General features: G+C 43.2%; 21 protein-coding genes and 1 pseudogene. 10 read left to right on the top strand and 12 right to left on the bottom strand.

The window, feature by feature from the left end; translation table 11 throughout:
• Positions 1-48 precede the first annotated feature (48 nt).
• Positions 49-1,422, bottom strand: a complete 1,374-nt coding sequence (locus tag AB4513_RS07925) for an MATE family efflux transporter (protein WP_102258612.1) — start codon at positions 1,420-1,422, stop codon at positions 49-51.
• A gap of 96 nt (positions 1,423-1,518) precedes the next feature.
• Here AB4513_RS07925 and AB4513_RS07920 point away from each other — a divergent pair, with 96 nt between their 5' ends.
• A complete protein-coding gene (locus AB4513_RS07920) occupies positions 1,519-2,979 on the top strand; it encodes a DUF2867 domain-containing protein (protein ID WP_102258613.1) in 1,461 nt (486 codons plus the stop codon).
• Positions 2,980-3,175: 196 nt separating this feature from the next.
• On the opposite strand, the gene AB4513_RS07915 is transcribed toward AB4513_RS07920, so the two are convergent.
• From AB4513_RS07915 to rsuA, 3 genes are all read right to left on the bottom strand, one after another.
• Positions 3,176-3,835 (bottom strand): DUF2913 family protein, encoded by a 660-nt coding sequence (locus AB4513_RS07915; RefSeq protein ID WP_009847083.1) that lies wholly within the window; start codon positions 3,833-3,835, stop codon positions 3,176-3,178.
• Positions 3,835-5,052 (bottom strand): Bcr/CflA family multidrug efflux MFS transporter, encoded by a 1,218-nt coding sequence (locus AB4513_RS07910; RefSeq protein ID WP_017101184.1) that lies wholly within the window; start codon positions 5,050-5,052, stop codon positions 3,835-3,837. Before AB4513_RS07910 ends, AB4513_RS07915 begins: the two co-directional genes overlap by 1 nt.
• A gap of 214 nt (positions 5,053-5,266) precedes the next feature.
• A complete protein-coding gene (gene rsuA, locus AB4513_RS07905; RefSeq protein WP_009847085.1) occupies positions 5,267-5,962 on the bottom strand; it encodes a 16S rRNA pseudouridine(516) synthase RsuA in 696 nt (231 codons plus the stop codon).
• 97 nt (positions 5,963-6,059) lie between these two features.
• On the opposite strand from rsuA, the gene AB4513_RS07900 reads away from it, so the two are divergent.
• Positions 6,060-7,799, top strand: a complete 1,740-nt coding sequence (locus AB4513_RS07900) for a DEAD/DEAH box helicase (RefSeq protein WP_102258614.1) — start codon at positions 6,060-6,062, stop codon at positions 7,797-7,799.
• A 76-nt stretch (positions 7,800-7,875) separates the two neighbouring features.
• Here the strand turns inward: AB4513_RS07900 and AB4513_RS07895 are convergent, their stop codons facing one another.
• On the bottom strand, positions 7,876-10,257 hold the full coding sequence (locus AB4513_RS07895; RefSeq protein ID WP_102258615.1) for a GGDEF domain-containing phosphodiesterase: 2,382 nt from the start codon (positions 10,255-10,257) through the stop codon (positions 7,876-7,878).
• A 288-nt stretch (positions 10,258-10,545) separates the two neighbouring features.
• On the opposite strand from AB4513_RS07895, the gene AB4513_RS07890 reads away from it, so the two are divergent.
• The 3 genes from AB4513_RS07890 (at position 10,546) to AB4513_RS07880 (ending at position 13,077) form a co-directional block, all read left to right on the top strand.
• Complete coding sequence (locus AB4513_RS07890) at positions 10,546-10,944, top strand: PepSY domain-containing protein (RefSeq protein ID WP_009847088.1); 399 nt, start codon at positions 10,546-10,548, stop codon at positions 10,942-10,944.
• A gap of 24 nt (positions 10,945-10,968) precedes the next feature.
• A complete protein-coding gene (locus AB4513_RS07885) occupies positions 10,969-11,628 on the top strand; it encodes a response regulator transcription factor (protein WP_004734666.1) in 660 nt (219 codons plus the stop codon).
• Positions 11,629-11,730: 102 nt separating this feature from the next.
• A complete protein-coding gene (locus AB4513_RS07880) occupies positions 11,731-13,077 on the top strand; it encodes an ATP-binding protein (protein WP_102258616.1) in 1,347 nt (448 codons plus the stop codon).
• Between the two features lie 106 nt (positions 13,078-13,183).
• On the opposite strand, the gene AB4513_RS07875 is transcribed toward AB4513_RS07880, so the two are convergent.
• The 3 genes from AB4513_RS07875 to AB4513_RS07865 all read right to left on the bottom strand — a co-directional run bounded on the left by AB4513_RS07875 (position 13,184) and on the right by AB4513_RS07865 (position 15,787).
• Positions 13,184-13,564, bottom strand: a complete 381-nt coding sequence (locus AB4513_RS07875) for a VOC family protein (RefSeq protein ID WP_029222854.1) — start codon at positions 13,562-13,564, stop codon at positions 13,184-13,186.
• 172 nt (positions 13,565-13,736) lie between these two features.
• Positions 13,737-15,044 (bottom strand): LssY C-terminal domain-containing protein, encoded by a 1,308-nt coding sequence (locus AB4513_RS07870; RefSeq protein ID WP_102258617.1) that lies wholly within the window; start codon positions 15,042-15,044, stop codon positions 13,737-13,739.
• Between the two features lie 14 nt (positions 15,045-15,058).
• The gene (locus AB4513_RS07865; protein ID WP_102258618.1) at positions 15,059-15,787 is read right to left on the bottom strand and encodes a glycosyltransferase; all 729 of its coding nucleotides are present in this window, start codon (positions 15,785-15,787) and stop codon (positions 15,059-15,061) included.
• 369 nt (positions 15,788-16,156) lie between these two features.
• Between AB4513_RS07865 and rplY the strand changes: the two genes are divergently transcribed.
• Positions 16,157-16,435 (top strand): 50S ribosomal protein L25, encoded by a 279-nt coding sequence (rplY, locus tag AB4513_RS07860; RefSeq protein ID WP_009847093.1) that lies wholly within the window; start codon positions 16,157-16,159, stop codon positions 16,433-16,435.
• Positions 16,436-16,897: 462 nt separating this feature from the next.
• On the opposite strand, the gene AB4513_RS07855 is transcribed toward rplY, so the two are convergent.
• Positions 16,898-17,224: a hypothetical protein gene (locus tag AB4513_RS07855; RefSeq protein ID WP_102258619.1), complete on the bottom strand. Its 327-nt coding sequence runs from the start codon at positions 17,222-17,224 to the stop codon at positions 16,898-16,900.
• Positions 17,225-17,505: 281 nt separating this feature from the next.
• Positions 17,506-17,826 (bottom strand): hypothetical protein, encoded by a 321-nt coding sequence (locus AB4513_RS07850; protein WP_102258620.1) that lies wholly within the window; start codon positions 17,824-17,826, stop codon positions 17,506-17,508.
• Between the two features lie 186 nt (positions 17,827-18,012).
• On the opposite strand from AB4513_RS07850, the gene AB4513_RS07845 reads away from it, so the two are divergent.
• From AB4513_RS07845 to AB4513_RS07835, 3 genes and pseudogenes are all read left to right on the top strand, one after another.
• Complete coding sequence (locus tag AB4513_RS07845; protein ID WP_009847096.1) at positions 18,013-18,234, top strand: TA system antitoxin ParD family protein; 222 nt, start codon at positions 18,013-18,015, stop codon at positions 18,232-18,234.
• Complete coding sequence (locus tag AB4513_RS07840) at positions 18,227-18,517, top strand: type II toxin-antitoxin system RelE/ParE family toxin (protein WP_102258621.1); 291 nt, start codon at positions 18,227-18,229, stop codon at positions 18,515-18,517. The genes AB4513_RS07845 and AB4513_RS07840 overlap by 8 nt, the downstream gene beginning before the upstream one ends.
• 103 nt (positions 18,518-18,620) lie before the next feature.
• Positions 18,621-18,716: pseudogene (locus AB4513_RS07835) on the top strand (integrase); the annotation flags it as partial.
• Positions 18,717-18,972: 256 nt separating this feature from the next.
• On the opposite strand, the gene AB4513_RS07830 reads toward AB4513_RS07835, so the two are convergent.
• Both AB4513_RS07830 and AB4513_RS07825 read right to left on the bottom strand, forming a co-directional pair.
• Positions 18,973-19,329: a hypothetical protein gene (locus AB4513_RS07830; protein WP_012604261.1), complete on the bottom strand. Its 357-nt coding sequence runs from the start codon at positions 19,327-19,329 to the stop codon at positions 18,973-18,975.
• Between the two features lie 138 nt (positions 19,330-19,467).
• Entirely contained in the window at positions 19,468-19,878 is a 411-nt protein-coding gene (locus AB4513_RS07825; RefSeq protein WP_240798316.1) for a GFA family protein, read from the bottom strand.
• Between the two features lie 162 nt (positions 19,879-20,040).
• Here AB4513_RS07825 and AB4513_RS07820 point away from each other — a divergent pair, with 162 nt between their 5' ends.
• Positions 20,041-21,195 carry an IS110-like element ISVisp2 family transposase gene (locus AB4513_RS07820; protein WP_372192922.1) on the top strand — a complete coding sequence of 385 codons (1,155 nt, stop codon included), beginning with the start codon at positions 20,041-20,043 and terminating at the stop codon, positions 21,193-21,195.
• The last annotated feature ends 326 nt before the right edge of the window (positions 21,196-21,521 follow it).

The following is a 21,521-nucleotide window of genomic DNA, read 5'->3' as shown; positions in this document are numbered from 1 at the left end:
GATAGATCACACACCAACGATAAAGTGATGGGGTTGATGCGCTCTACTTCAATTTCCTATCAAGTTTTTAATCCATTTTCTTGTTTTCATGCGGTAGAGCGACCCACCCCACTTAAGCACTTCTTCAGTGAGGAAAAGCAGATATATCCACTCAGGTGGAAACTTCAGATAGATAGCAGCAATCGCGGCGAGCGGAATACCGATCACCCATTGGGCAATCAGGTCTTGATAAAGGCAGAACTTCACATCACCGCCCGCTCTCAACACACCAACAATGACAGTCAGCGGTACCGATCGGATAACAATACCCACGCTTAAAATTAGAATGAACTTTTCTGAGAGGGCTCTGGTTTCTTCCGTCAGTGCACTAAAAGCATTCAGTATTGGCGTTTGTACGAAGTAAAGAAAAATCGCGACCACGATACTGGTCAAGAAACACAAAATCGTTAAGCCTAACGCTTGGTAATAAACCGCTTCATTATTCTTTGCGCCAAGTTGATTACCCACCAGAACCGCTGCCGCATTCGAAAGGCCAATCAGTAAACTCAATGAGATAGATTCAACCGGCGTCATCACTGACAGTGCTGCCAGTCCTTGAACGCCCGATTGCCCCATGATCGCGTGGTAAGCAAATAAGCCACCCGCCCACGCCAAAAAGTTAAACGTCGTCGGCAGCGATAACTTTAAGAAGCGAACCACTTTTTCAATCGAAGCTGCTGCTTTTATATCGCATAACTTGAAAGCCAAGAGATGCTTTGAACAATAAAGATAACCATATAAGGTCGCCACTTCAATGGCACCGCTCAATACCGTCGCAATCGCCGCACCTTTGATTCCAAGCGCAGGAAAGCCTAAGTTACCGAAGATCAGCACCCAGTTTAAGAACACGTTAGACAGGATACCGATACCGCTGAAGAAGGTGCTTAGCCCGGGTTTGTGCATCGCTCTCAAACCTACAGCCATACTGCTAACGCACGATACAGCTAGCATGCTAAACGAGGTGATAACAATGTATTCAACACCAAGGTTGATCACTTCTTGGGAGTCAGTCGTCACGCCCATGATTTGTGCGGGAAATGAAACGAAGAAAACAATAGTTAGTAATGCAAACAGTGTTGAAACCAGCCAAGTCAACGCCGTACTTTCTCTGACGCCTTGCTTGTTACCTGCTCCCCAATATTGCGCAGTCAATAACGCACCACCCGTGGTGACACCCACCAGCATAATGGTCGTGACAAACATGGCTCGACTCGCCACACCCACCGCCGCAATATCCGCTTCACCCAATTGGCCTAACATCAACACATCCACTAAGCCTCGGCTTGAAAACATAATGCTCTGCAAAGTAATAGGCAAAGCAATCGCAATAAGCCTACGAACAAAATCACCTCGAGTGTGATGAATAATTGAAGAGAGCAACATAGAAATACCTAAACGGAACGTATTGATGAATAAAGATAAATATCGCGCTATTATATCAATGTTCGGTTTTTAACCACAGAGATAAATGGAGTAACAATGAAGAAAGTACTGGTTTTAGGCGCTTCTGGATATGTTGGTTCGCAGCTCCTCCCTATCCTGCTTGAGCAAGGCTATCAAGTCACAGCTGCAGCAAGGCATATCGACTATTTAAAAGCACGAACAGAGCCTCACGACAACTTGTCACTTGAATACCTTGATCTCGCAGATCAAGCTGCGACACAAGCGCTCGTCCCTGACTTTGACCTTATTTTCTTTCTTGTACATGGAATGGCTGAAGGCCATGATTTCATTGATTACGAACTCAACTTGGCTCGTAACTTTGTTTCGGCTCTTGGGCCAAAAAACCAACACGTCATCTACCTCAGTTCGCTTCAGCCCCAAACTGGTGATTCAGAGCATCTTCAAGCGAGAAAACAAACCGGACAACTGCTTCGTAAAGGACCAGTACCGGTGACCGAACTTCAAGCAGGCGTCATCATTGGCCCTGGCTCTGCGGCGTTCGAGATCATGCGAGACTTCGTGTACAACTTACCTATCATGATTGCGCCCAAATGGGTCGACTCTAAAGCCAACCCTATTGCCTTGCAGAACCTGAACCACTATCTACTAAAACTCGCACAAGACACGCCTAGCGAAAGCCAAACCTTCGAGGTTGGCGGGCCGGATATTGTCTCTTATCGAAATCAATTTGCTCACATTGCCAAAACAGCCGATCGTCCACTCAGGCTGTGGGCGACATCACTTCTCACACCTTCAATGGCGTCTTATTGGTTGGGCGTGGTGACTTCTGTTCCGTCCAACATAGGCAGAGCGCTTCTCGCGGGCTTAAAGCATGACTTTATTGCCAGTTCGACCATCATTAGAGAAAAGTACCCTCAGAAACTTATCTCATTCGAAAACATGGTTGAGCAAGCAATTCACGCTGAAGGAAACTTCGTAAAAAGTAATGTTTGGGGCTTTGACAAAACCGCCTTCACGCGCTGGCAAGCTGGGTATGGCTATTACCCGAAGAAAACAGGGGCAAGTATCACCTCAAGCGCATCCTTAGATTCCCTCTGGCATGTTGCACAGCAGATAGGAAGCCCAAAACAGGGTTACTTCTTCGCTAACGCTTTATGGCGCACACGCGAATGGTTAGATCTTATCTTTGGCGGTGGTGTACCTGTTCGACAAATGCCAGAAGGCCCTAACCTAAAAGTCGGTGACAAAATTGACTCTTGGAAGGTTATTCGCTGTGAAGAGAATCAGTTTCTATCTCTGCTTTTCGGTATGAAAGGCCCCGGTTTGGGGAGACTCGAAATTACCGTATCTGACCACGGTGATTCTCGTGAACTGAACATTTCAGCTTGGTGGCATCCAAAAGGCTTTTTAGGCTTACTGTATTGGTTCGCGATGATGCCAGCTCACCTGTTTATCTTTAAAGGCATGGTGAAGGCGATTGAGAAGCAGGCTAAAGAGCAGATGCGAGATTCGAGTGTCGAGATGAGAAAAGATTAAAAGCGGATCCGGGATTCGAGTAACGAGATGCGAAACGATTAAAAGCGGATACGGGATGCGAAGAGATTAAAAGCAGATTCGTCTGTCGAGATGCGAAAAGACTTAACAGCAAATTTGCGACACGCGCTATGAGAGGCAAAAAAAGAGCGGATAGTTCCGCTCTTCGTATCTCTCATCTCGCATCCCGAATCCGCTACTAGCCAATAACGCTAATTGGGATCTCTGCAAGTTGGTTGCCTTGGTTAGCTGGATACACGATGTATTCACCGTGATACTTCACCGCTGACTTGTAGTCAGTGACTTTGTGAAGCATGAAACCTGCTTCCATCGCTGCTTGAATAAACTCAGCGTGGTTACCACGAACAAACCAGTTCATTGGTTTTACCATTAGCTCACCGTCGAACGAGTCGTCACACTGTTTGCCACAAAGTGCAAAAGAGTGCTCACCATCAGTGAAGAACTGAATTTTGCCGCCAGTCGTTAGCTCGTCTTCACTTGATACACTCCAACCCATCTCGTACATTTTGTCCATGAACGCTTCAACATCACTGTCTTTTAGCGCTTTAGGCTCTTCGCCTTCAGGGAAAAAACGTCCGTAAAACGCAGAAATACGTTTAAAGGTAAAAGTTAAATCAGAGTTATTGCCCTTTGAACGGCCCTGTTTCTGCCAGCGAACCAAGTCAGGCACAATCACACGATCATAAGACTGAGCCTTAATCGCCTTCGTTACCCAACGAACTAAATAAAGGTTGTTCGCAATAGGCGCATCAATCGCTTTGCCTGCTTTGTGCAGAGCGTAAAGCTCGCCTAATGCATCATTCACTAACTTCTGAATTTCAATATAGTATTTTGACATTATGCCTTCTTTCCTAATGTCCAATATAGTAACGCTGACATTACTGCACACGCAGCCATTACCATAGCCATAGACCCAGCACTGTCACTTGGCAGCATCGCAACGATAGCTCCAACGACAGAACCAGTACCAAATCTTAATGTTCCCGCAAGCGATGAAGCCGTACCGGCCATGTTTGGATAACCACTGAGCAATAGACCCATAGAGTTACTGCCGATAGTAGAAATGGTGCCAATAAATAGCATCACAAACGGCACAATACCCCAAAGCCCGAGATCCAATAACCAACCAACCAGTAAACCGACGCCAGCTAATAATTGAATGACCAGCGCGGCTCTCAGCATGGTATGAGAGCCAACCTTCTTAACAATTCGACCATTAATTGTCGTCATCAGAATCATCGCAACGATGTTCAGACCAAACAGGTAACCAAACAGGTCAGGACGTACTCCATAGACATCAATGTAGACAAAAGAGCCTGCGGTTAAGAATGCAAACATCCCAGAGAACGAGAACGCACCCGAGAAAATTAGGCCCATAGCGGTCGAGTTTTTACATAAACGAGCGTAATTGCGAATCGTCGTTTTAAAGCGCAATGGCTGACGATTTTCAACAGGCAGTGTTTCAGGGATCTTAATGATAACCGCAAGAATCACGATAACCGCAAAAATAGCCAACACCCAAAAGATTGAACGCCAGCCGAACCACAATGCCAAATAACCACCAATCATAGGGGCAATTAATGGCGCAACCGTCATCACTAAGGTAACGAACGACATGGTTCTTGCAAAATCTTCACGGTCGAACATATCACGCACAACCGCTTGGATAATGACCGCCGCCGCCGCACCTGCAAAACCTTGAGCGGTACGAACTAACGTTAACGCTTCAATGCCATGAGTGGTTGCACTCACGACAGACGCTATCGCAAAGAAGAGCACACCAATCAGTAGAACTGGCTTGCGACCATAACTGTCGGCTAACGGACCATGTAACAACTGACCTAAAGCGAAACCTGCGGTGTACGCGGTAAGTGTGATTTGCACTTCCCCTGCTGTCACACCAAGATCTTTGGCGATCGTTGGCATTGCAGGTAGGTACATATCGATGGCGAGTGGTGTTAAAGCACCAATAGCGCCCAAAACCAAAAATAGCATCCAACCTAACTGAGGCGTTTGTGGTTGTGAGCTTGGGGTCTGTGAGGTAGACGTTTGCATAACTCTCCGACTAAGTACTAAGTTCTATGTGAACACGAGCATGCACGCAGCAATATACGAATATACACGTAGCAATACACGAATACGCACAGTGATACACGAATATGCGCACACATACATGAACATATAGTAATAATGGCTGAAACTGTCCTAGTACCAGTCAAAATAATCAGCCGACGCTATCCTTGGTCGGCCACATCTACGGTAGAAAAGATTACTTCCAGATAGAGTCTACTTCTTCTTGTGTTAGGTAACGGTATTCACCCAACTCTAAAGACTCGTCCATCTCGATTTCACCAATACGTTCACGGTGCAGTGCTTCTACCTTGTTACCAAGTGCTGCAAACATGCGTTTTACTTGGTGGTATTTGCCTTCGTGAATCGTTAGCAACACTTCACGCTCTGCACGTACTTCAAGGTGTGCTGGAAGTGTTAGGCCGTCTTCGCTCTTAAGCTGGATGCCCTCTTTGAACTTTTCAACGTAATCGTCTTCAACAGGTTCAACCAACCACACTCGGTACATCTTCTCGCACTTGTGCTTTGGCGATGTGATACGGTGAGACCACTTACCGTCGTCTGTCATTAAGACAAGACCCGTTGTATCAACATCTAAACGACCTGCAAAGTGCAGCTTGTCCATTTTGATTTCATCGAGTAATTCAAACGCAGTGCGATTTGAACCATCTTCATGCGAACAAACAAAGCCTTCTGGCTTGTAAAGCATGATGTAACGCGGGCCGTGAACATTCAGTTCATTGCCTTGCCATTCCACAACGCACTCTTCAGTTACCTTAAGCGAGCCGCTTTTTTGAATGACATCATTTACTGTCACTGCTTTTGATTTTAATAAGTGTGTTGCTTCTCTTCGAGTGACGCCTAACGCATCGCACAGAAATTTATCTAAACGCATGAATACCTCAACTAATCTAAGTCGGGTATTATAGTCACCTTTGCTCAATTAGTTGAGCTATTTCACACTATTTGTTTTTCATTTTACAAGACACGATATGTATACACTCCGCCCGTACCAAGCTGACTCAGTAAAATCAGTGATTCATTACTTCAGAAAACACCAAACACCGGCTGTTCTTGTATTGCCTACAGGCGCAGGAAAAAGCCTTGTGATTGCAGAGTTAGCAAGGCTCGCTAAAGGTCGTGTTCTAGTGCTTGCGCACGTAAAAGAGCTCGTTGAGCAAAACCATGAAAAGTATGAAGGTTATGGGCTAAAAGGTTCAATTTTCTCTGCTGGTTTAGGGCGTAAAGAGACAGACCAACAAGTGGTGTTTGCTTCAGTTCAATCCGTAGTTCGAAACCTTGACTCATTCTCCAATCAGTTCTCATTATTGGTTATCGACGAATGCCACCGCGTACCAGATGAAAAGACCAGCAGCTATCAAAAAGTGATCACTCACTTACGTGAAAATAATTCAGGCATAAAGGTGCTTGGATTGACCGCGACGCCTTATCGTCTTGGTATGGGGTGGCTTTACCAATATCACACACGTGGCCAAGTGCGTTCTGAAGAGCCGAGATTTTTCAGAGACTGTATTTTCGAACTGCCGATTCGTTACTTGTTGGACGAAGGCTTTCTAACACCAGCACGCATGATCGATGCGCCCGTTTTGAGCTATGACTTTTCGCAACTAAGGCCGGCAAGTACGGGGCGCTATAAAGAATCAGAACTCGATATGGTGATTGAGCAATCGAAGCGTGCTACCCCACAAATTGTCGATCAAATCATTGAACTGGCCAAAGACAAGCTTGGCATCATGGTATTTGCTGCGACCGTTAGACACGCACAAGAGATCCTTGGTTTACTGCCAGAAGGTGAAGCTTCAATTGTAATCGGCGACACACCGACACTCGAACGTGACCAAATCATCAGTGATTTCAAGGAACGTAAAATCAAATTCTTGGTTAACGTGTCGGTATTAACCACTGGTTTTGATGCGCCCCATGTGGATTTAATCGCGATTTTGCGCCCAACAGAATCTATTAGCTTGTACCAACAAATCGTTGGCCGTGGCTTACGCCTATCTCCGGGTAAAAAAGAGTGTTTAGTGCTCGACTATGCGGGCAACAGTTACGACCTTTACCAACCAGAGGTCGGAGACCCAAAGCCTGACTCAGATAGTGAAATCATCACTATTCCCTGCCCTGCTTGCGGCTTCAATAATAACTTCTGGGGCAAGCTAGACAGCAACGGCTTCTTACTCGAACACTTTGGCCGTAAATGCCAAGGCTACTTTACCGATGAAGACACGGGCGAACGCGAGCACTGTAACTATCGTTTTCGTGCTAAGTATTGTGGTGAATGCGGCGCTGACAACGACATTGCCGCGCGCATTTGTCATGAGTGTGATGCCACCTTGGTCGACCCAGATAAAAAGCTTAAGGAAGCGTTAAACCTCAAAGATGCGTTGGTGTTTGAGTGTTTAGAAATGGACCTTAACGTTCTCAAGGACGAAAAAGGCAAGTCGCAGCTTAAGGTCACTTACCGTGGAGAAAACCAAGCACAAGTGCATGAGTTTTGGTCATTAACCACCAAGAAACAGAAACAGAACTTTAAGGATCAGTTTGTTCGCCCTCACCTTGCAGACAGACACAGACCGTTTGAGGAAGCTTCACCGACGAAGGTGGTCGCTCACCAACATCGATTCCGCCCACCTCAATTCGTCATTGCACGTAAAGTCGGGCGCTTTTGGAAAATGAGAGACAAAATATTCGAAGATGAACTCAAGCAATAGACTCTCAATAATCAACAGAATTAATAAAAGGAGTATCGATACTCCTTTTATTCACATTCTAATGACCACACATGAGTTAACTTGTTAAACCACAAATTAGATTGCGCTCAGCTTTTTCTGATTCCCGCGCCTCTTTAGCCATATTATCAAAAATCTCAATGGCTAAAGTTGGCTTATGAATATAAAAGCCTTGAATGAAGTCAATGCCTAACGCTTCTAACATTCTTAATTCTTCAATTGTTTCAACACGTTCCGCAACCACTTTAGTTTGGCTCATTTCTGCCAACTCAACTAATGAGTGCACCATTTTTTTCTTAAAATCAGAACCGTTAATATTTTCAACGAGCGAACCATCAAGCTTGATCGTATCAAAACAACCTTCAGATAAAATTGAATACGATGAATAACCTGAACCAAAATCATCTAAGGCAACTATGATCTGGTGGTGTTGTAGTCGTTCTACTATTTTTCGAAACTTCTCATCTGCACGATAAAAAACAAGCTCAGTCACTTCAACACATAAACGGGAACGGATATAAGGGGGTAGATGACATAAACGATCGATAACACTCATATCGAAAATGGTTTTAACTGAGAAATTTAATGACAATTGAATAGTTGAATAGTGCTCAAGTAAGCCAATTGCGTAAGTAAGCATACGAGAATCGAGCTCCTTCTCAAGCCCATGAGAGGCTACAACATCGAGCAATTCACCAGCAGAAACGATTTTTTCACGTCCCTCTTCGTCCTCCATTTTTAAACGACACAGTAGCTCATAGCTCGAAGCAACACCCTTTAAAGAATGAATTTTTTGAGCAAAGCAAAGCAACCTATCCGAGTTAAGTAATTCAACTGCTTCTACTCTAAGGTTCGGTAAGCTATAGAGCATGACCCCGTCTTGTTGCTGCCAATCTTGGTAAGGTTCATTGTTGGACTTTGCTTTACGGCAACAGTATTCAGCTTTGTAAATACAATCTTCGACAGATTCATTAGGACCACTTCGATAACGGCCAAAACTAAAGCTTAGAGCGTTTTCTGTTTCTTGGGTGAGGTTCTGTTCCAACAAATATTCAAGTAACTCCTTGGAAACCGACGTTTGGCAAATTAATACAAATTCATCGCCACCGACTCTATACGCCTTCCCTATGCCTTGTGCGGCTATTTTTTTGAAGCGCATAGCTAAATTTATTATCATTCGATCACCTACATGGTGACCTTGACTATCATTGAGAAACTTCAACTGATTTGCATCAATGTAATAATAACAACGAGAACACTCAATGACCTTTTTATATTCTATAGATTTTCGATTATACAATCCTGTCATGAAATCTTTATCAGAATTAGACAACAATTTCTTATAATCGCCCAAATTAATAACTCTTAATTCCCCAAGATCATAAACACACGCTAATACAAAAGAAGCATGAGACAAGTAGAATAGCGCCTGTATTAAATAATAATACTCAGGTATGAATGAAATAGTCATTGATGATTCAAGAACCACCACAGACATAATAAAACACGAAAGATAGCTAATTATTATTTGAACTTTATTATTAACTTCTTTTGATATCAAACAAAATGCTATAACAACGGCTGCAAGGATAGTGCTAATTAAAAACCCAACAATGACATCAAAGTTTATATAAACTGAAAAGAACTGTAGAAACACAAATGAAGAACAAATCAGTAAGTGCTTTGTATTTATTCTATCGCAACTTGAAAAAACAAGCATTAAATATACACAAACTAAAGATAAAGAATAAGAAACGAACCAATAGTCGCTTCTAAAAAAATTTATAACGTAGGTTCCTTTATCATCATACCCATCCCATAAAAACCCAAACTTGTAAATATAAAACATAGAAAACAGCACTATATAGCACGTCATAAATAGTGTTTTAGATCGCTTTATCGGCCAAGCAAAATAAACATAAACTAACGATATTGCGCTCGACAATAGAAATAGGGCTAGAATCACCCCATCTTTCATAACAAGTGATTGCTTTAATTGATGCTCTTTCGAAAATAACGCACTGGCATTTACAGTCTTACCTCTAGGAAATTTCACTAAAACATAACTGTATTCAAAATTTTTGTTCAGCCGTAGCGAGCGATAATACTCAAACAAAAAATTGCCAACAACTTTTCCGTCTTGATCAACAAAAAACAGCTCTCCTGTCCGGGATGAAAGAGATTTCCAAACTAGATGTTCATATGATTGGTTGTCTGAAGGTAGTGCAAGTTTAAGCCAACACGACTGATTAGGTTCAGGAATACAAGTAACAATTGAGCTCCACCCTTCTTCCTTATATAGGATGGCATCAACCGAAGAATCACTCACTACCATGCCATATTCGAAATCACTGATTTGCTTGAAATCTAATTCGTTAGCATGGCTAGTGAACGTTATCAGCACTGAAAAAAACAACATCACTAGCACTGTAAATGGCACTCTAAAATCCTTATTAAATCAAATATCGCGCGGCAAAAGAGCCCCATAAGTCCATATACTTGCGAGTTTACCATGTTAATTATTTGTAATTTGTAAGGGAATGTAATAACGTCAACGCATTACTATTGAGCAAATGAATCAACATGAATATCAGGTTGGTTAATTGCACGTTGATACAACACTTTACATTGCTAAAATGATAAAGCGTCTCTCGTATTCACATTCATACTCCATTCATTTTTATTGTATTAAACTGTCGTTACTTGCTTCTTTTACTAAGGCCACTGCATGCAAAAACCAAGCGCTATACTCATCTGTATCGCTGTAGCTATAGGCTCGACATCAAGCTTTGCACAAGATGATCACCATAACGGTCATGATCTTGTACAAGATGTTCATAAAGCGGGAACCCGTATCGAATTTGAAGAAGATCAAGACGAAGTCTATGAAGCGGTGCAAGAGGGCTACATTCGCCCTTTCTCAGAAATGTATGCTGCGGTTGAAAATGATCTTCATGGCCGAATCATTAAAGTAGAACTAGAAGAAGACGATGATATTTGGGTGTATGAGCTAAAAATAAATTTCCAAAACAATATCATTAAAGTGGAATACAACGCTGAAACGTTAGAAATGCTGATGATTAAAGGTCGCAACTTTAAAGAAGCGATCAAAAACTCCCACGAATAATAAATAACAATAAAAGAGTGATACATGAAAATTTTAGTCGTTGAAGACGAACCTCGCTTGGGCCAACAAATTCTAGAGACCCTTGAGGGAGCCGACTGGGTTCCAGAGCTTTCTCAAGACGGTATCGACGCACTCTACCGTGCAACATCGGAAGAGTGGGATGCCATCGTTCTCGATTTAGGTCTACCTAAGCTGGATGGCCTAACCGTATTAAAAGGCATTCGAGACGAAAACATTAACACGCCAGTGATTATCTTAAGTGCGCGTGACACGCTAACCCAACGTGTCGAGGGCTTGAATGCAGGCGCTGATGACTACCTAACTAAACCATTCGAAATGGTCGAACTGATAGCCCGCATTCGTGCTCAACTGCGCCGAGCGTCAGGCAGTGCTGCACCTATACTTCAAATTGGTGATCTAAGCCTAGACACACGTAGCTCTAAAGTATTGTGGCAAGGCCAAGCAGTTAGCCTCACGGCGCTTGAATATAAAGTGGTCGCTTATTTCATGCATAACCAAAACAAAGTTATCTCGCGCACTGAGTTGGTTGAACACATCTACAAGCAAGATTTTGACCGCGATTCAAACACGGTTGAAGTGTTCATTGGTCGTATTCGTAAGAAAATCGCACCTAAAATCATCAAAACCGTTCGCGGGCTTGGCTACCAACTGAATGCTGAATAATGCTGTATTTAATTAAGCTAAGAGCAATCTCCAATTAGTGGGCAGCCTGTGCTGATCGTTGTTGTTCTCATAGCAAGATGAGTAAAGACAGGCTGGTAACGTATGAATCTAAAAAAACGAACACTTAAAAACGTCAGTCTAAAAAGCCGCTTGCTTCTTGCCGCGGCTTTTTGGCTAGGTGCGATGATATTAGCGGCAGGTGTCGGAATTCCGAAACTGGTGAATGACTACCTCGTCGATGACATGAAGCAGCAGCTTGCTTTAACCATGGATGAGTTAACCGCCAATATCGAAACCAATGACAGTGGTAACCTAGTCATGGCAGAGCGTCTGTCTGATCCTAGGTTCAACCAACCCTACAGTGGTATTTATTGGCGCGCCGCTACCCAAGATCAGATTATTCGATCTCGCTCGCTATGGGATAAAGACCTCACCATCAAGCGTTCGCCGATTCACACATCAGTCAAAGGGCCTGAGAAAGAAAAGCTGATTTACATCGAGCAGGATATCTATCTGCCTGAACTGAATGACCCTGTCACGATCACCATAGGTATTGATGAAGACCCATTAGAATCCACACTGACCGAACTTACAGGTCAAGTCTGGTTGATTCTGATGTTGCTGTTTGTGGGCGTGCTGATGTTGATTGGTATTCAAGTCAGCTGGTCACTATTGCCACTCAGTAAGATGCAACGTGAACTGGTGATGTTAAGAAACGGCGAGCAACAAGGATTAAGCGACAACTACCCGAAAGAGGTTTCTCCATTGGTTTCTGACCTCAATGCCCTACTGTTCCACTATCAAGAGTTATTGGAGCGAGCGCGTAACCACGCGGGTAACTTATCTCATGCGTTGAAAACTCCGCTGTCGGTTCTGAAAAATGAGATAGAGCGACTTCCAGAGGATGACAAGGCACTGCTGCAACAACCCATTAATCAGATTCAAAGCCAAATCGATTATCACCTTGGCCGAGCACGCATGGCCGGTGCAATGAACATTCTTTCAGTGAAGTCTTCACCTTGTGAACGTGTTGAAGCTATCTCAATGGCATTTGATAAAGTCTATGCCGCCAACGAAGTCACCATGATTAATGAGCTAGACTCTGAAATTGAAGTGGCGGTCGAAAAAACCGACCTTGATGAAATGGTCGGCAACCTACTAGAGAACAGTTACAAATGGGCGAGCAGCATTATCCGAGTCCATTCGAATGAACTCGATGATGGCAACATTGAATTAGTGATTGAAGATGATGGCCAAGGCATTCCTGAAGAGAAGCTTGAGCAAGTGACCAAACGTGGTGTTCGACTTGATGAAACCACACCGGGAACAGGTTTAGGGCTTAACATCGTGAATGAAATGGCACACAGCTACCGAGGTAGCCTAACGCTCAGCAAGAGCTCTATGGGCGGATTGAAAGCCTCTCTGGTGCTAAAACTAAGCAAAGGTTAAGTAAGCTAAACGCGCTAAGTAAACCAAGTAAACACGATAAGCCCTAGCACAACGCTAGGGCTTAACTTTATTCTGGCTTAACAACGCTTTTCTCACTTCAATATGATTAGCTCATCGAGTGAAGCCCAATCATATTGCCTTCCGTGTCACTCACTACACTGATAAAACCATGCTCACCAATGTCCATTTTGGGTACTTGTAGCGCGCCACCGTTGGCCGCTGCCAAACTTGCTTCTGTGGCACAATCCTCACAAGAGAAGTAAACCATGGTGCTGTTGCCTCCCGCTTTTACACCAGACATCTTACATATAGCTCCAGTGGCTCCATAGTTCCCCATATCGCAAGGAAATACCCACATCTCAACTTCGATTCCGGTTTCATTGTCTAACTTGTCCAGCGTCACTTTAAATACTGATTCATAAAAAATTTTTGCTCTCGACATGTCATCAACATATATTTCAAACCAACCAATCGGATTCATTTGCATAACGTTATCCTCAGTTTTCGCTGCTTGTTCGCCCTTAATCAGCATAGTCAAAGTTGAACAATTTATAGTTGAGGAGTTACATGAGAGAAGGTTAAGTTTCTTTAGATAGAGTCCAGTAGAAATCACAAAGCCTTGTTTGAAGGGGGTTCAAACAAGGCACAAGCCAGTCGATCTATATCTCATTCACAGCGACATCTAAAGTTTGCAAATTGTCATTATGAGTTGCTACTCCGATCATCAAGATCTTACCGTCGGTATAATAGTCATGATCTTCATTCATTACTTCCACCGTAGCCAATGGGTACTTGTCTAGATCAATATCTGGTAATGACGTTCGTATCTGATTAGCAAGCCTATCTCGCTCTTCATCAACATTAGGGTCAATGTTATGCAGTATGGTCACAATGCCGGAGTAAGGGGTAACTTTAAGGCCATCATCATAGCTGATTGCACCTAACCACTGAGGCTGGTTAGTTTGAACATCAACACCAGCACGCCACCAGCGAATATGGCTACGCTTCATCAAGTTACCCGGCAATTGAAACGCCATATCTTGTGGCTTGTCTCTCCAATATAAATCGGACACTGGGGGCGTTTTGTCTCTAAGCAATGCGAGATAGCCAGCCCATTCAATCTCATTTCGAGAAAAAGTTTGATTCTCTATCCAGCCCAATTGTTTCATTAAGTCTCTTGGGGTTGCTCCAACATATAGTACGTTGATCGCTTGTGCCGAGTAGAATGAAGATTTGCCTGGGAACGCTTTATAGGTAACCGAATTCCAGTCGACTTTGTCAATTTGAGCCGTCTCTGGTTGATTCTTAAAATCATCCGCTTTCCAGAAAAAGTGTGCGTAGTTCGCAAACAATACCCACGCCAACAACAGCGCACTGGATTTGAGCACCAAGCGTCGCCACTTCATTCGATAACCAATAATGGTGAAGACCAATACCGTGAACACACCGGCGATCAAGCTATTATGCTCAGAGATAAATATCTTAAGGTTATTAAGCCACGGGAAGTTTTCAACACCGTGCGCCAGTAACATGCCCCAAGCAATGAACTGTCCACCACCAAGAGCCAAGCCGAACAACGCCAACACACTAAAATTACGCCACGGTACACGATGCGAGCCCGCTATAAATGGCACAACCCAAGCGATAGGCCCTAATAAACGAGCAAAAAGAATGATGTATGTGCCTTTGCGAGCAATTAGATAACGGCAGCGCGCAATTAATCGTTTGGTTTTAGGACGAAACTTAATGAGCCTTCGCTGCGCTTTCGCACCGTATTTATAGCCAATGAAATAACTGAGTTGGTCACCAAGCAAACCACCTAGCATGACCAAAACCAACGCCATCCATGCACCTGAATACAGTTGAAAGCCCGCTGCGATAAAGAAGGGCTCTCCCGGTACAAATAGGTTTGGGCCAATGAGAGCATCACCCAATGCCCCCAGAAACAGCCCTAGTCCATCAAACATAACAACCTCAATACTTACTGTTCTTTGTAGTGACCAAACTTGTAGTTCATCTCGTTGTTACGCATTTCGCCTTTGAAGAAGCGTCTTACATTGGCTTTAAGATAAGTTGAGCCTGTCTTCACAACGCCATCTTGATCTAAACGACGTGGGTCAAAACCAAAGGTCATATTCAGGAATCTAAATCGCCATGTTTTGCTCGCACGTTTTACGTAGTCACAGTCTTCACACAGGACGATCTCTTCATCGAAACCGCCGATCTCATCATGCGCGCGTTTAGTCGAGAAAATACATGCGCCAATCGCCGTCGGGAAAAAGAACTGGGTAGTGAACAAGCCTGCGTTAAATAAGCCGTAACCGAACTTGTGTACAAGCGGCAGACCTTTCGAGCTCATGTACACACCCGCCACTTCAAGCTTCTTCTCCTCTAGTTCATAAAGCGCTTTCGCAAGAAAGTTTCGGGGCAAGCTCACGTCAGCATCTAAGAAAAGGATTCTGTTGTATTGCGCCAATGAAGCACCTGTGTTTCGTCCAAGGCTCACACCACGACTTTCCATATGATGAACCGTTAATTTTGGCAACGCGTTTTCATAGGCTTGCGCCACTTCTCTGGTGTTGTCTTCACTATTCGAGTCGACAACAATCACTTCAAACTCTTGGTGGGTTTGCACACTCAACTCTTCCATTAAGCGGCTAATGCGTTTCTCTTCATTTAGCGTAATTACGACAATGCTTACCGGTTCCATATTTTCACCTATTCATTCTGCTGTTTGATTAACACTAAGATTAACCAACCAAGCCTTAACCAAGTCTTAGGCAAACATTCATTTTCCGTTCATTAACTTGATGATTTAGCAACGCTATAAATAGATAAGATAGGCAATGTAAAAGACGATAAAATGGGGTAAATAAGCGCTAGTGAACGTTTTATCTCCAAACGAATCATTTATCGAAGGAAATTCACTTTGAGATGGGCTTCTGACTTGCTCAGATTTGAATGTGATGTTAGTATCCGCGCTCGCTTAAGCATGAACTCGTTTATGCCTAAGCTTTACCACATACTCAAGGTCGCATTGAGGTGTGAAGTTAATTTTTACTAATTTGAGAGTAAAACTATGAAATTTGAAGCAGTAGTACGTACTGAACTAGGTAAAGGTGCGAGCCGCCGCCTACGTCACGCTGGTAAATTCCCAGCTGTAATCTACGGTGGCGAAGCAGCAGCTGTAGCTATCGAACTTGTTCACGCTGACGTGATCAACCAAATGGATAAGCCTGAATTCTACGAAACAATCACTCTAGTGATTGACGGCGCAGAAGTTAAGGTTAAGCCGCAAGACGTTCAACGTCACGCGTTCAAGCCTAAAGTTGAGCACATGGACTTCATCCGTATCTAATTCCCTACCAAGGAATAAGATTGGATTAATCCAGCCTTCTGCATAGAAAAGATAATCGATCTTACCAGTCGAGAAATCTAGAAATTCGAAACCCCGATGCTACCAACATCGGGGTTTCACCGTTTCTGAGCCCTCAAAAACGTCTAAAATCTCGCGCAATACACTGAAAATAATCAATTTTCCCTCTCCCCACTTTATCCCAGTCTTGCTTGGGTGGATTAAGGGTGGACGAAAGGTGGACTTATACAGTAGTTTTTCTAACACAAAGACTAGACCGCTTTTTCGCTAGGCTCCGCACACTCATTTTTCAAAACATAACACTGAGCCTCCCTGGCCAAAAATCATGGATTCGGATACCGAATTAGCGAATAAAGAAGAGTAATATTAGGATGGTTGTAGCAGTTTACCTTGGAAGGTTATCGTACATTTACTGGGTCAAGCGGCCTGAATACCCGACTTTTCTTAGGATCTTCTTTCTAGAGCGTTCGTAATGTCTTTTTTGAGTTCCTCTGAAAGGCGTTCGAATTGTTTTGGTACAACCAAACCTTCTTCACACATTTGCATGAGTTGGATAAATGCTCGGCTTCGAGAATGGCCATCAAAAATAAGCTTCATTTGCTTTTGAGATTCTTTGGAGTACTCGCACATAAAGTGAAACCTTTCCCCTACAGATTCTGATTCATCAGTAATCGCTTTGATGGCTTCATCTAGCTGACGAGTACAAAACAGTTGCGCAGCTTCACTCTTTATCTCACAAAAGATTTTCCAATCAGACTCTTTGATATTCATACAGACCTCCACAAAGTGTTACTTCTTAGGGTAGAACATTACGGCGTTTAAAAGACGTGAGCGACACGATTACCCAATAGTAAATCAGAGCGCTATTAACACGAAATCCAATCTTGAGCAGAAAGGAAGGGCCAGCATTAGGCTGCTTTAAACGCCTGTAGGAATATTTCCAAAGTCTAGTTTGATATTAATTCCACTAATTTCGATTTCACTTGATGCTAAGAAATACAGGTATAAAATTTGGCCAGAGGTCCATATAAGAATCCGCCTTAAAGGATTTATTATGTGCGTTGCTGAAGATTAGCGACATGATGCTTATACTTCTTCTCACGCCAAAACCATATTGCATAACTTAAGGGGACAGCACCAATCGAGCTCCAGAAACCACTCATTAATACATCGGTAGTTTGTATCCAGCCCCAAGCTGTTTCTGACATAAACAACGGCTCAATACTTTGACCTACCATCACGCCTAAGATTGCTGGAAATGATGTACGAGCAGTAAATCTGAGACTCCCTTTTTTCCTCTCTAGCTTCCACTTGGAAAATTCGACATCTGGATCTTTCACTATCTCCTCCATAAGATATTCTGCCTGAAGCACATAATGCCTAATTGAGTCGCTGACAACACTACCTATACACTCAAACCTACGACCGAAATCACTGAAACTAATCCAAGTAGAAAATTACAAGCGTAACAGTCTGCTTAAATGCTTGTCATGGCGCAATTTGCAACACCCGTGGCGATTTACTACAATATAGATACAAACTAAATTAGGAGACATATTATGGCTACTGCAAGTGTACGTATTGACCAAGATCTTTTTGATAAGGCAGCGATAATGGCTAAAGCACTAAACCGCACTACACCAAAACAAATTGAGCACTGGGCTAAAATCGGGAAAATGATGGAAGACAACCCCGATCTACCTTATGAGTTCGTAAAGCAAGCAGTCATAGCAAAAGCTGAGAAGGAAGCAGGTAAATTAGAGGCTTACTCTTTTGACTAAGATTACCAACATTCTTCAGACACCTACTTTTAAGAAGGCGGTCAAGAAATTACACAAGAACCAAAAAACGGATCTAGATAATGCTATTCGAGCCCTTATGGAAGATCCGCATCTTGGTGAGCAGAAGAAAGGTGACCTGTTTTTCTTGAGAGTGCATAAATTTAAGATGGTTAAGCAATTAACATTGCTCGGTTATAGCTATAAAGATGGTACTGTAACTCTCGAACTAATAGCTCTCGGCTCGCACGAAAATTTTTATCGAGATATGAAGAAAATATATTGATTCAATGTGATCGAAAATATCCTTGCCCGTCTGAGCCATACTCGTTTGTTGAACGAAGCCGCTACGCGGCAGAGTAAAACAGCTACCATCCATACTCTTGTAACGCTATAACTCTCCTTATGAACAACACCTTACTAACCTTAAACTGCAAGGTAAACCACCTGCAACTATTGATGCCTATTCTCGTGTGGTTCGTCGAAAGGCATTTGATAATAAGGAGAATGGCATCAACCAAAATAGAGGAGGTGTAACGACGAAAGAAACGAAAAATAGCTAACTGGTTAATAAGATTGCTATCGCAACCTTATCTTGGCCTCGCTTGCCTTGAGAAAAACCTCAAAGCGATGTGTCCTTCAAACTAAATTACGCAATTTACTTAATAAAGTGGCTTCGGGCTTATTCAACACTTGGGATTTAGTGTTGGCTACGCAACACCTCAATCCTTATTAGTTAGCTTAAATTTCAACGAATTGTGCATACGGGCAAGCACTCACAAGTTCACTTTTAACACCTTTAATTAAGTGCTCTGGAACCCAAAAGTCCAAAGCTCCATCGGATTCATTAAACAGAGTTACGCACGTCCCTCCAATCGGGTCTTTCACAAACTGAATACGGACAATGCTAGTAGTACATATCGTGCTGCCTTTTAAGCTAAGGAATCGTTCCACAGCCAGCTTGCGGATCGTTATTTGATTACCCTCAACCTCGATGATTGCTTTGAGCTTTGAAGTTTTCAATTCGAACAAACCAAACAAGGCAGGAAACACAAATGTTGCGCATAAAACGACAATGATTATTGAAATAACATCCATAGCTTCACGTCCCTTTAAGCTAACGCCTGCATAACACGTTTGCTACGATACAGACCTAGCTGAATTTTAACGCCTTAATCACTGAAACTAAAGGCAAACTGACAACGCCGAGTGTAGCAAATCGTGTTGATGCATTTGTTATGCGTACGGTTTATCCGATAGTTTCAACCATTCAGATTCTGAAGGCATTGTGGCAAATTCTTCGACGTTATCGCAGATAAATGCCTCATCCCAGTTTGCTCGCGAATTAACATAGACATGAGCCTTGATTGTTGTTTCTAAATCTTCGGACATCAATCCTGCCGGCACCCAATATTTATCTTTGCTTGAGCTAAGGTTCGGTACAGGGCTTCCACAACACTGACAAAATTCCGATTTAAAGCCTGAACTTGAAACATAACGACCAATAGAATTTGTACTCGAAAGCCATTTGAAATTATCCGCTTTAACAATTAAAGCTGAATTCGATGACGACCCAGATACTTTGCGACAAAGCGAACAATGACATTGATAAATCGGAGGTAAGGCACCAGATAGCTCAAACGACACCTCGCCACACAAACAAATACCTTTCAAACTCAAACTCCCTTAATCAAAAAAGTACGCTTAGACATAATGACCCCCACGAAAGGTGCTAGCCTCCAATATCGTGGGTTAGCTTAAAGCCAGAGCCATAATTAGTGCGTCAAACAACTAAATTTGGAGGCTAGCATGAATAAAGATAGCATAATTTTTATTGGCTTAGATACGCATAAGTCATTTATTCAAGTCACTGTATTACAAGAACATCGTGGGGCAAATCCACAACACCTTGGCCGTATTAAATCGAATAAGTCCGCGTTGATTAAATTGGCCAAACAACTGGAATCCAAGTATCCAAAAGCCACTCTGCACTTTGTCTATGAAGCAGGGCCATGTGGTTACTGGACTTATCGCTTAATGACGAGCCTTGGACACTGCTGCTATGTCGTCGCTCCATCACTTATACCTAAAAAGCCAGGCGATAGAGTTAAAACCGACAAACGAGACGCTGCAAAGCTCGCCAAGCTGTTAAAAGCCGAAGAGCTCACACCCATCTATGTACCGGAAGTAGAAGATGAAGCCATTCGAGACCTCTCACGTGCCAGAGAAACCGCAATGAAAGATCTCAAAGACGCAAAATTCCAACTCAAAGGCTTTCTTCTTCGCAATAATATCCAAGCGACGGTGAATGATAACTGGTCTAAAAAGCATCTACGGTGGCTAACCGACCTCATTCTTCCTCATCATAGTCAGCAAATCGTTTTACAAGAGATGATCATTACCATCAATGAGCGAATGCAACGGCTTCAACGACTCGATAATGAACTACTCCATCAAGTCAAAAACTGGCGATACTATCCTGTGGTGAAAGCCATTCAAGCTATGCGTGGAGTCCGGTTACTCGTAGCACTCGGCACAATAGCCGAACTGGGTGACTTACGACGATTTGATCATCCAAGAAAGCTTATGGCTTACCTCGGACTCGTTCCAACAGAAAACTCCAGTGGCGGTAAAACTCGTCGTGGCAGCTTAACAAAGTGTGGCAACAGTCGGGCCAGACGGTTGCTGGTCGAAGGCGCACACACCTATAAGCACAAAGCGAACATCTCTGTAGAGCTCCAACTAAGGCAAGAAGGCCTGCCTAAAGAGATCGTCGATATCGCTTGGCTGGCCCAGCAAAGGTTATGTCGTCGTTACCAACGATTGCTACAAAAAGGTAAACACCGAAATGTCGTTGTAGTCGCCATCGCTAGAGAGATGATCGCTTACATCTGGGCGATTGCTCGTGAAGTAGTCATCAGCGACGTCGATCCTAAAACTCGAATCGCTCGATTACCGGCATGAAGAAAGAATTAGTGTTATCGCATTGGATAAAGCATCGGGAGTGGCACAAACACCGACGGCGTTAGGACGGCAATATAGCTTCGGCTGTATTGAACCACGAGCATAGACTGAAGACAGGTGCCACGACGGAACAAGTAAGGTAGGCTCTACTCATCAAACGATGAGCAATCCACGTATATCAGCATGAGAACCGACGACATTACTTGCTTCATCTATGCGGTAACACTATCCCCTAAGCAACAAGAAAGGCTCTGATAATACAGGAGAGAAACTTCTACGTTTTTAATTGACAGTGGGGGTCATATCAACGAATGACATGGATTCCC

The sequence above is a fragment of the Vibrio sp. 10N.222.54.E6 genome (assembly GCF_041473955.1).
In the GTDB taxonomy this organism is placed as follows: Bacteria; Pseudomonadota; Gammaproteobacteria; order Enterobacterales; family Vibrionaceae; genus Vibrio; species Vibrio tasmaniensis_A.
Note: the sequence above shows the minus strand (reverse complement) of the source record. Positions and strands in the feature narration are given on the sequence as shown.

Coding starts and splice junctions, on each gene's coding strand:
- AB4513_RS07875 (WP_029222854.1), bottom strand. CDS start 13,564: ATGCAAATGAATCCGATTGGTTGGTTTGAAATATATGTTGATGACATG.
- AB4513_RS07890 (WP_009847088.1), top strand. CDS start 10,546: ATGCAAAAACCAAGCGCTATACTCATCTGTATCGCTGTAGCTATAGGC.
- AB4513_RS07830 (WP_012604261.1), bottom strand. CDS start 19,329: ATGGATGTTATTTCAATAATCATTGTCGTTTTATGCGCAACATTTGTG.
- rsuA (WP_009847085.1), bottom strand. CDS start 5,962: ATGCGTTTAGATAAATTTCTGTGCGATGCGTTAGGCGTCACTCGAAGA.
- AB4513_RS07880 (WP_102258616.1), top strand. CDS start 11,731: ATGAATCTAAAAAAACGAACACTTAAAAACGTCAGTCTAAAAAGCCGC.
- AB4513_RS07900 (WP_102258614.1), top strand. CDS start 6,060: ATGTATACACTCCGCCCGTACCAAGCTGACTCAGTAAAATCAGTGATT.
- AB4513_RS07845 (WP_009847096.1), top strand. CDS start 18,013: ATGGCTACTGCAAGTGTACGTATTGACCAAGATCTTTTTGATAAGGCA.
- AB4513_RS07910 (WP_017101184.1), bottom strand. CDS start 5,052: ATGCAAACGTCTACCTCACAGACCCCAAGCTCACAACCACAAACGCCT.
- AB4513_RS07870 (WP_102258617.1), bottom strand. CDS start 15,044: ATGTTTGATGGACTAGGGCTGTTTCTGGGGGCATTGGGTGATGCTCTC.
- AB4513_RS07925 (WP_102258612.1), bottom strand. CDS start 1,422: ATGTTGCTCTCTTCAATTATTCATCACACTCGAGGTGATTTTGTTCGT.
- AB4513_RS07865 (WP_102258618.1), bottom strand. CDS start 15,787: ATGGAACCGGTAAGCATTGTCGTAATTACGCTAAATGAAGAGAAACGC.
- rplY (WP_009847093.1), top strand. CDS start 16,157: ATGAAATTTGAAGCAGTAGTACGTACTGAACTAGGTAAAGGTGCGAGC.
- AB4513_RS07920 (WP_102258613.1), top strand. CDS start 1,519: ATGAAGAAAGTACTGGTTTTAGGCGCTTCTGGATATGTTGGTTCGCAG.
- AB4513_RS07820 (WP_372192922.1), top strand. CDS start 20,041: ATGAATAAAGATAGCATAATTTTTATTGGCTTAGATACGCATAAGTCA.
- AB4513_RS07855 (WP_102258619.1), bottom strand. CDS start 17,224: ATGAATATCAAAGAGTCTGATTGGAAAATCTTTTGTGAGATAAAGAGT.
- AB4513_RS07915 (WP_009847083.1), bottom strand. CDS start 3,835: ATGTCAAAATACTATATTGAAATTCAGAAGTTAGTGAATGATGCATTA.
- AB4513_RS07885 (WP_004734666.1), top strand. CDS start 10,969: ATGAAAATTTTAGTCGTTGAAGACGAACCTCGCTTGGGCCAACAAATT.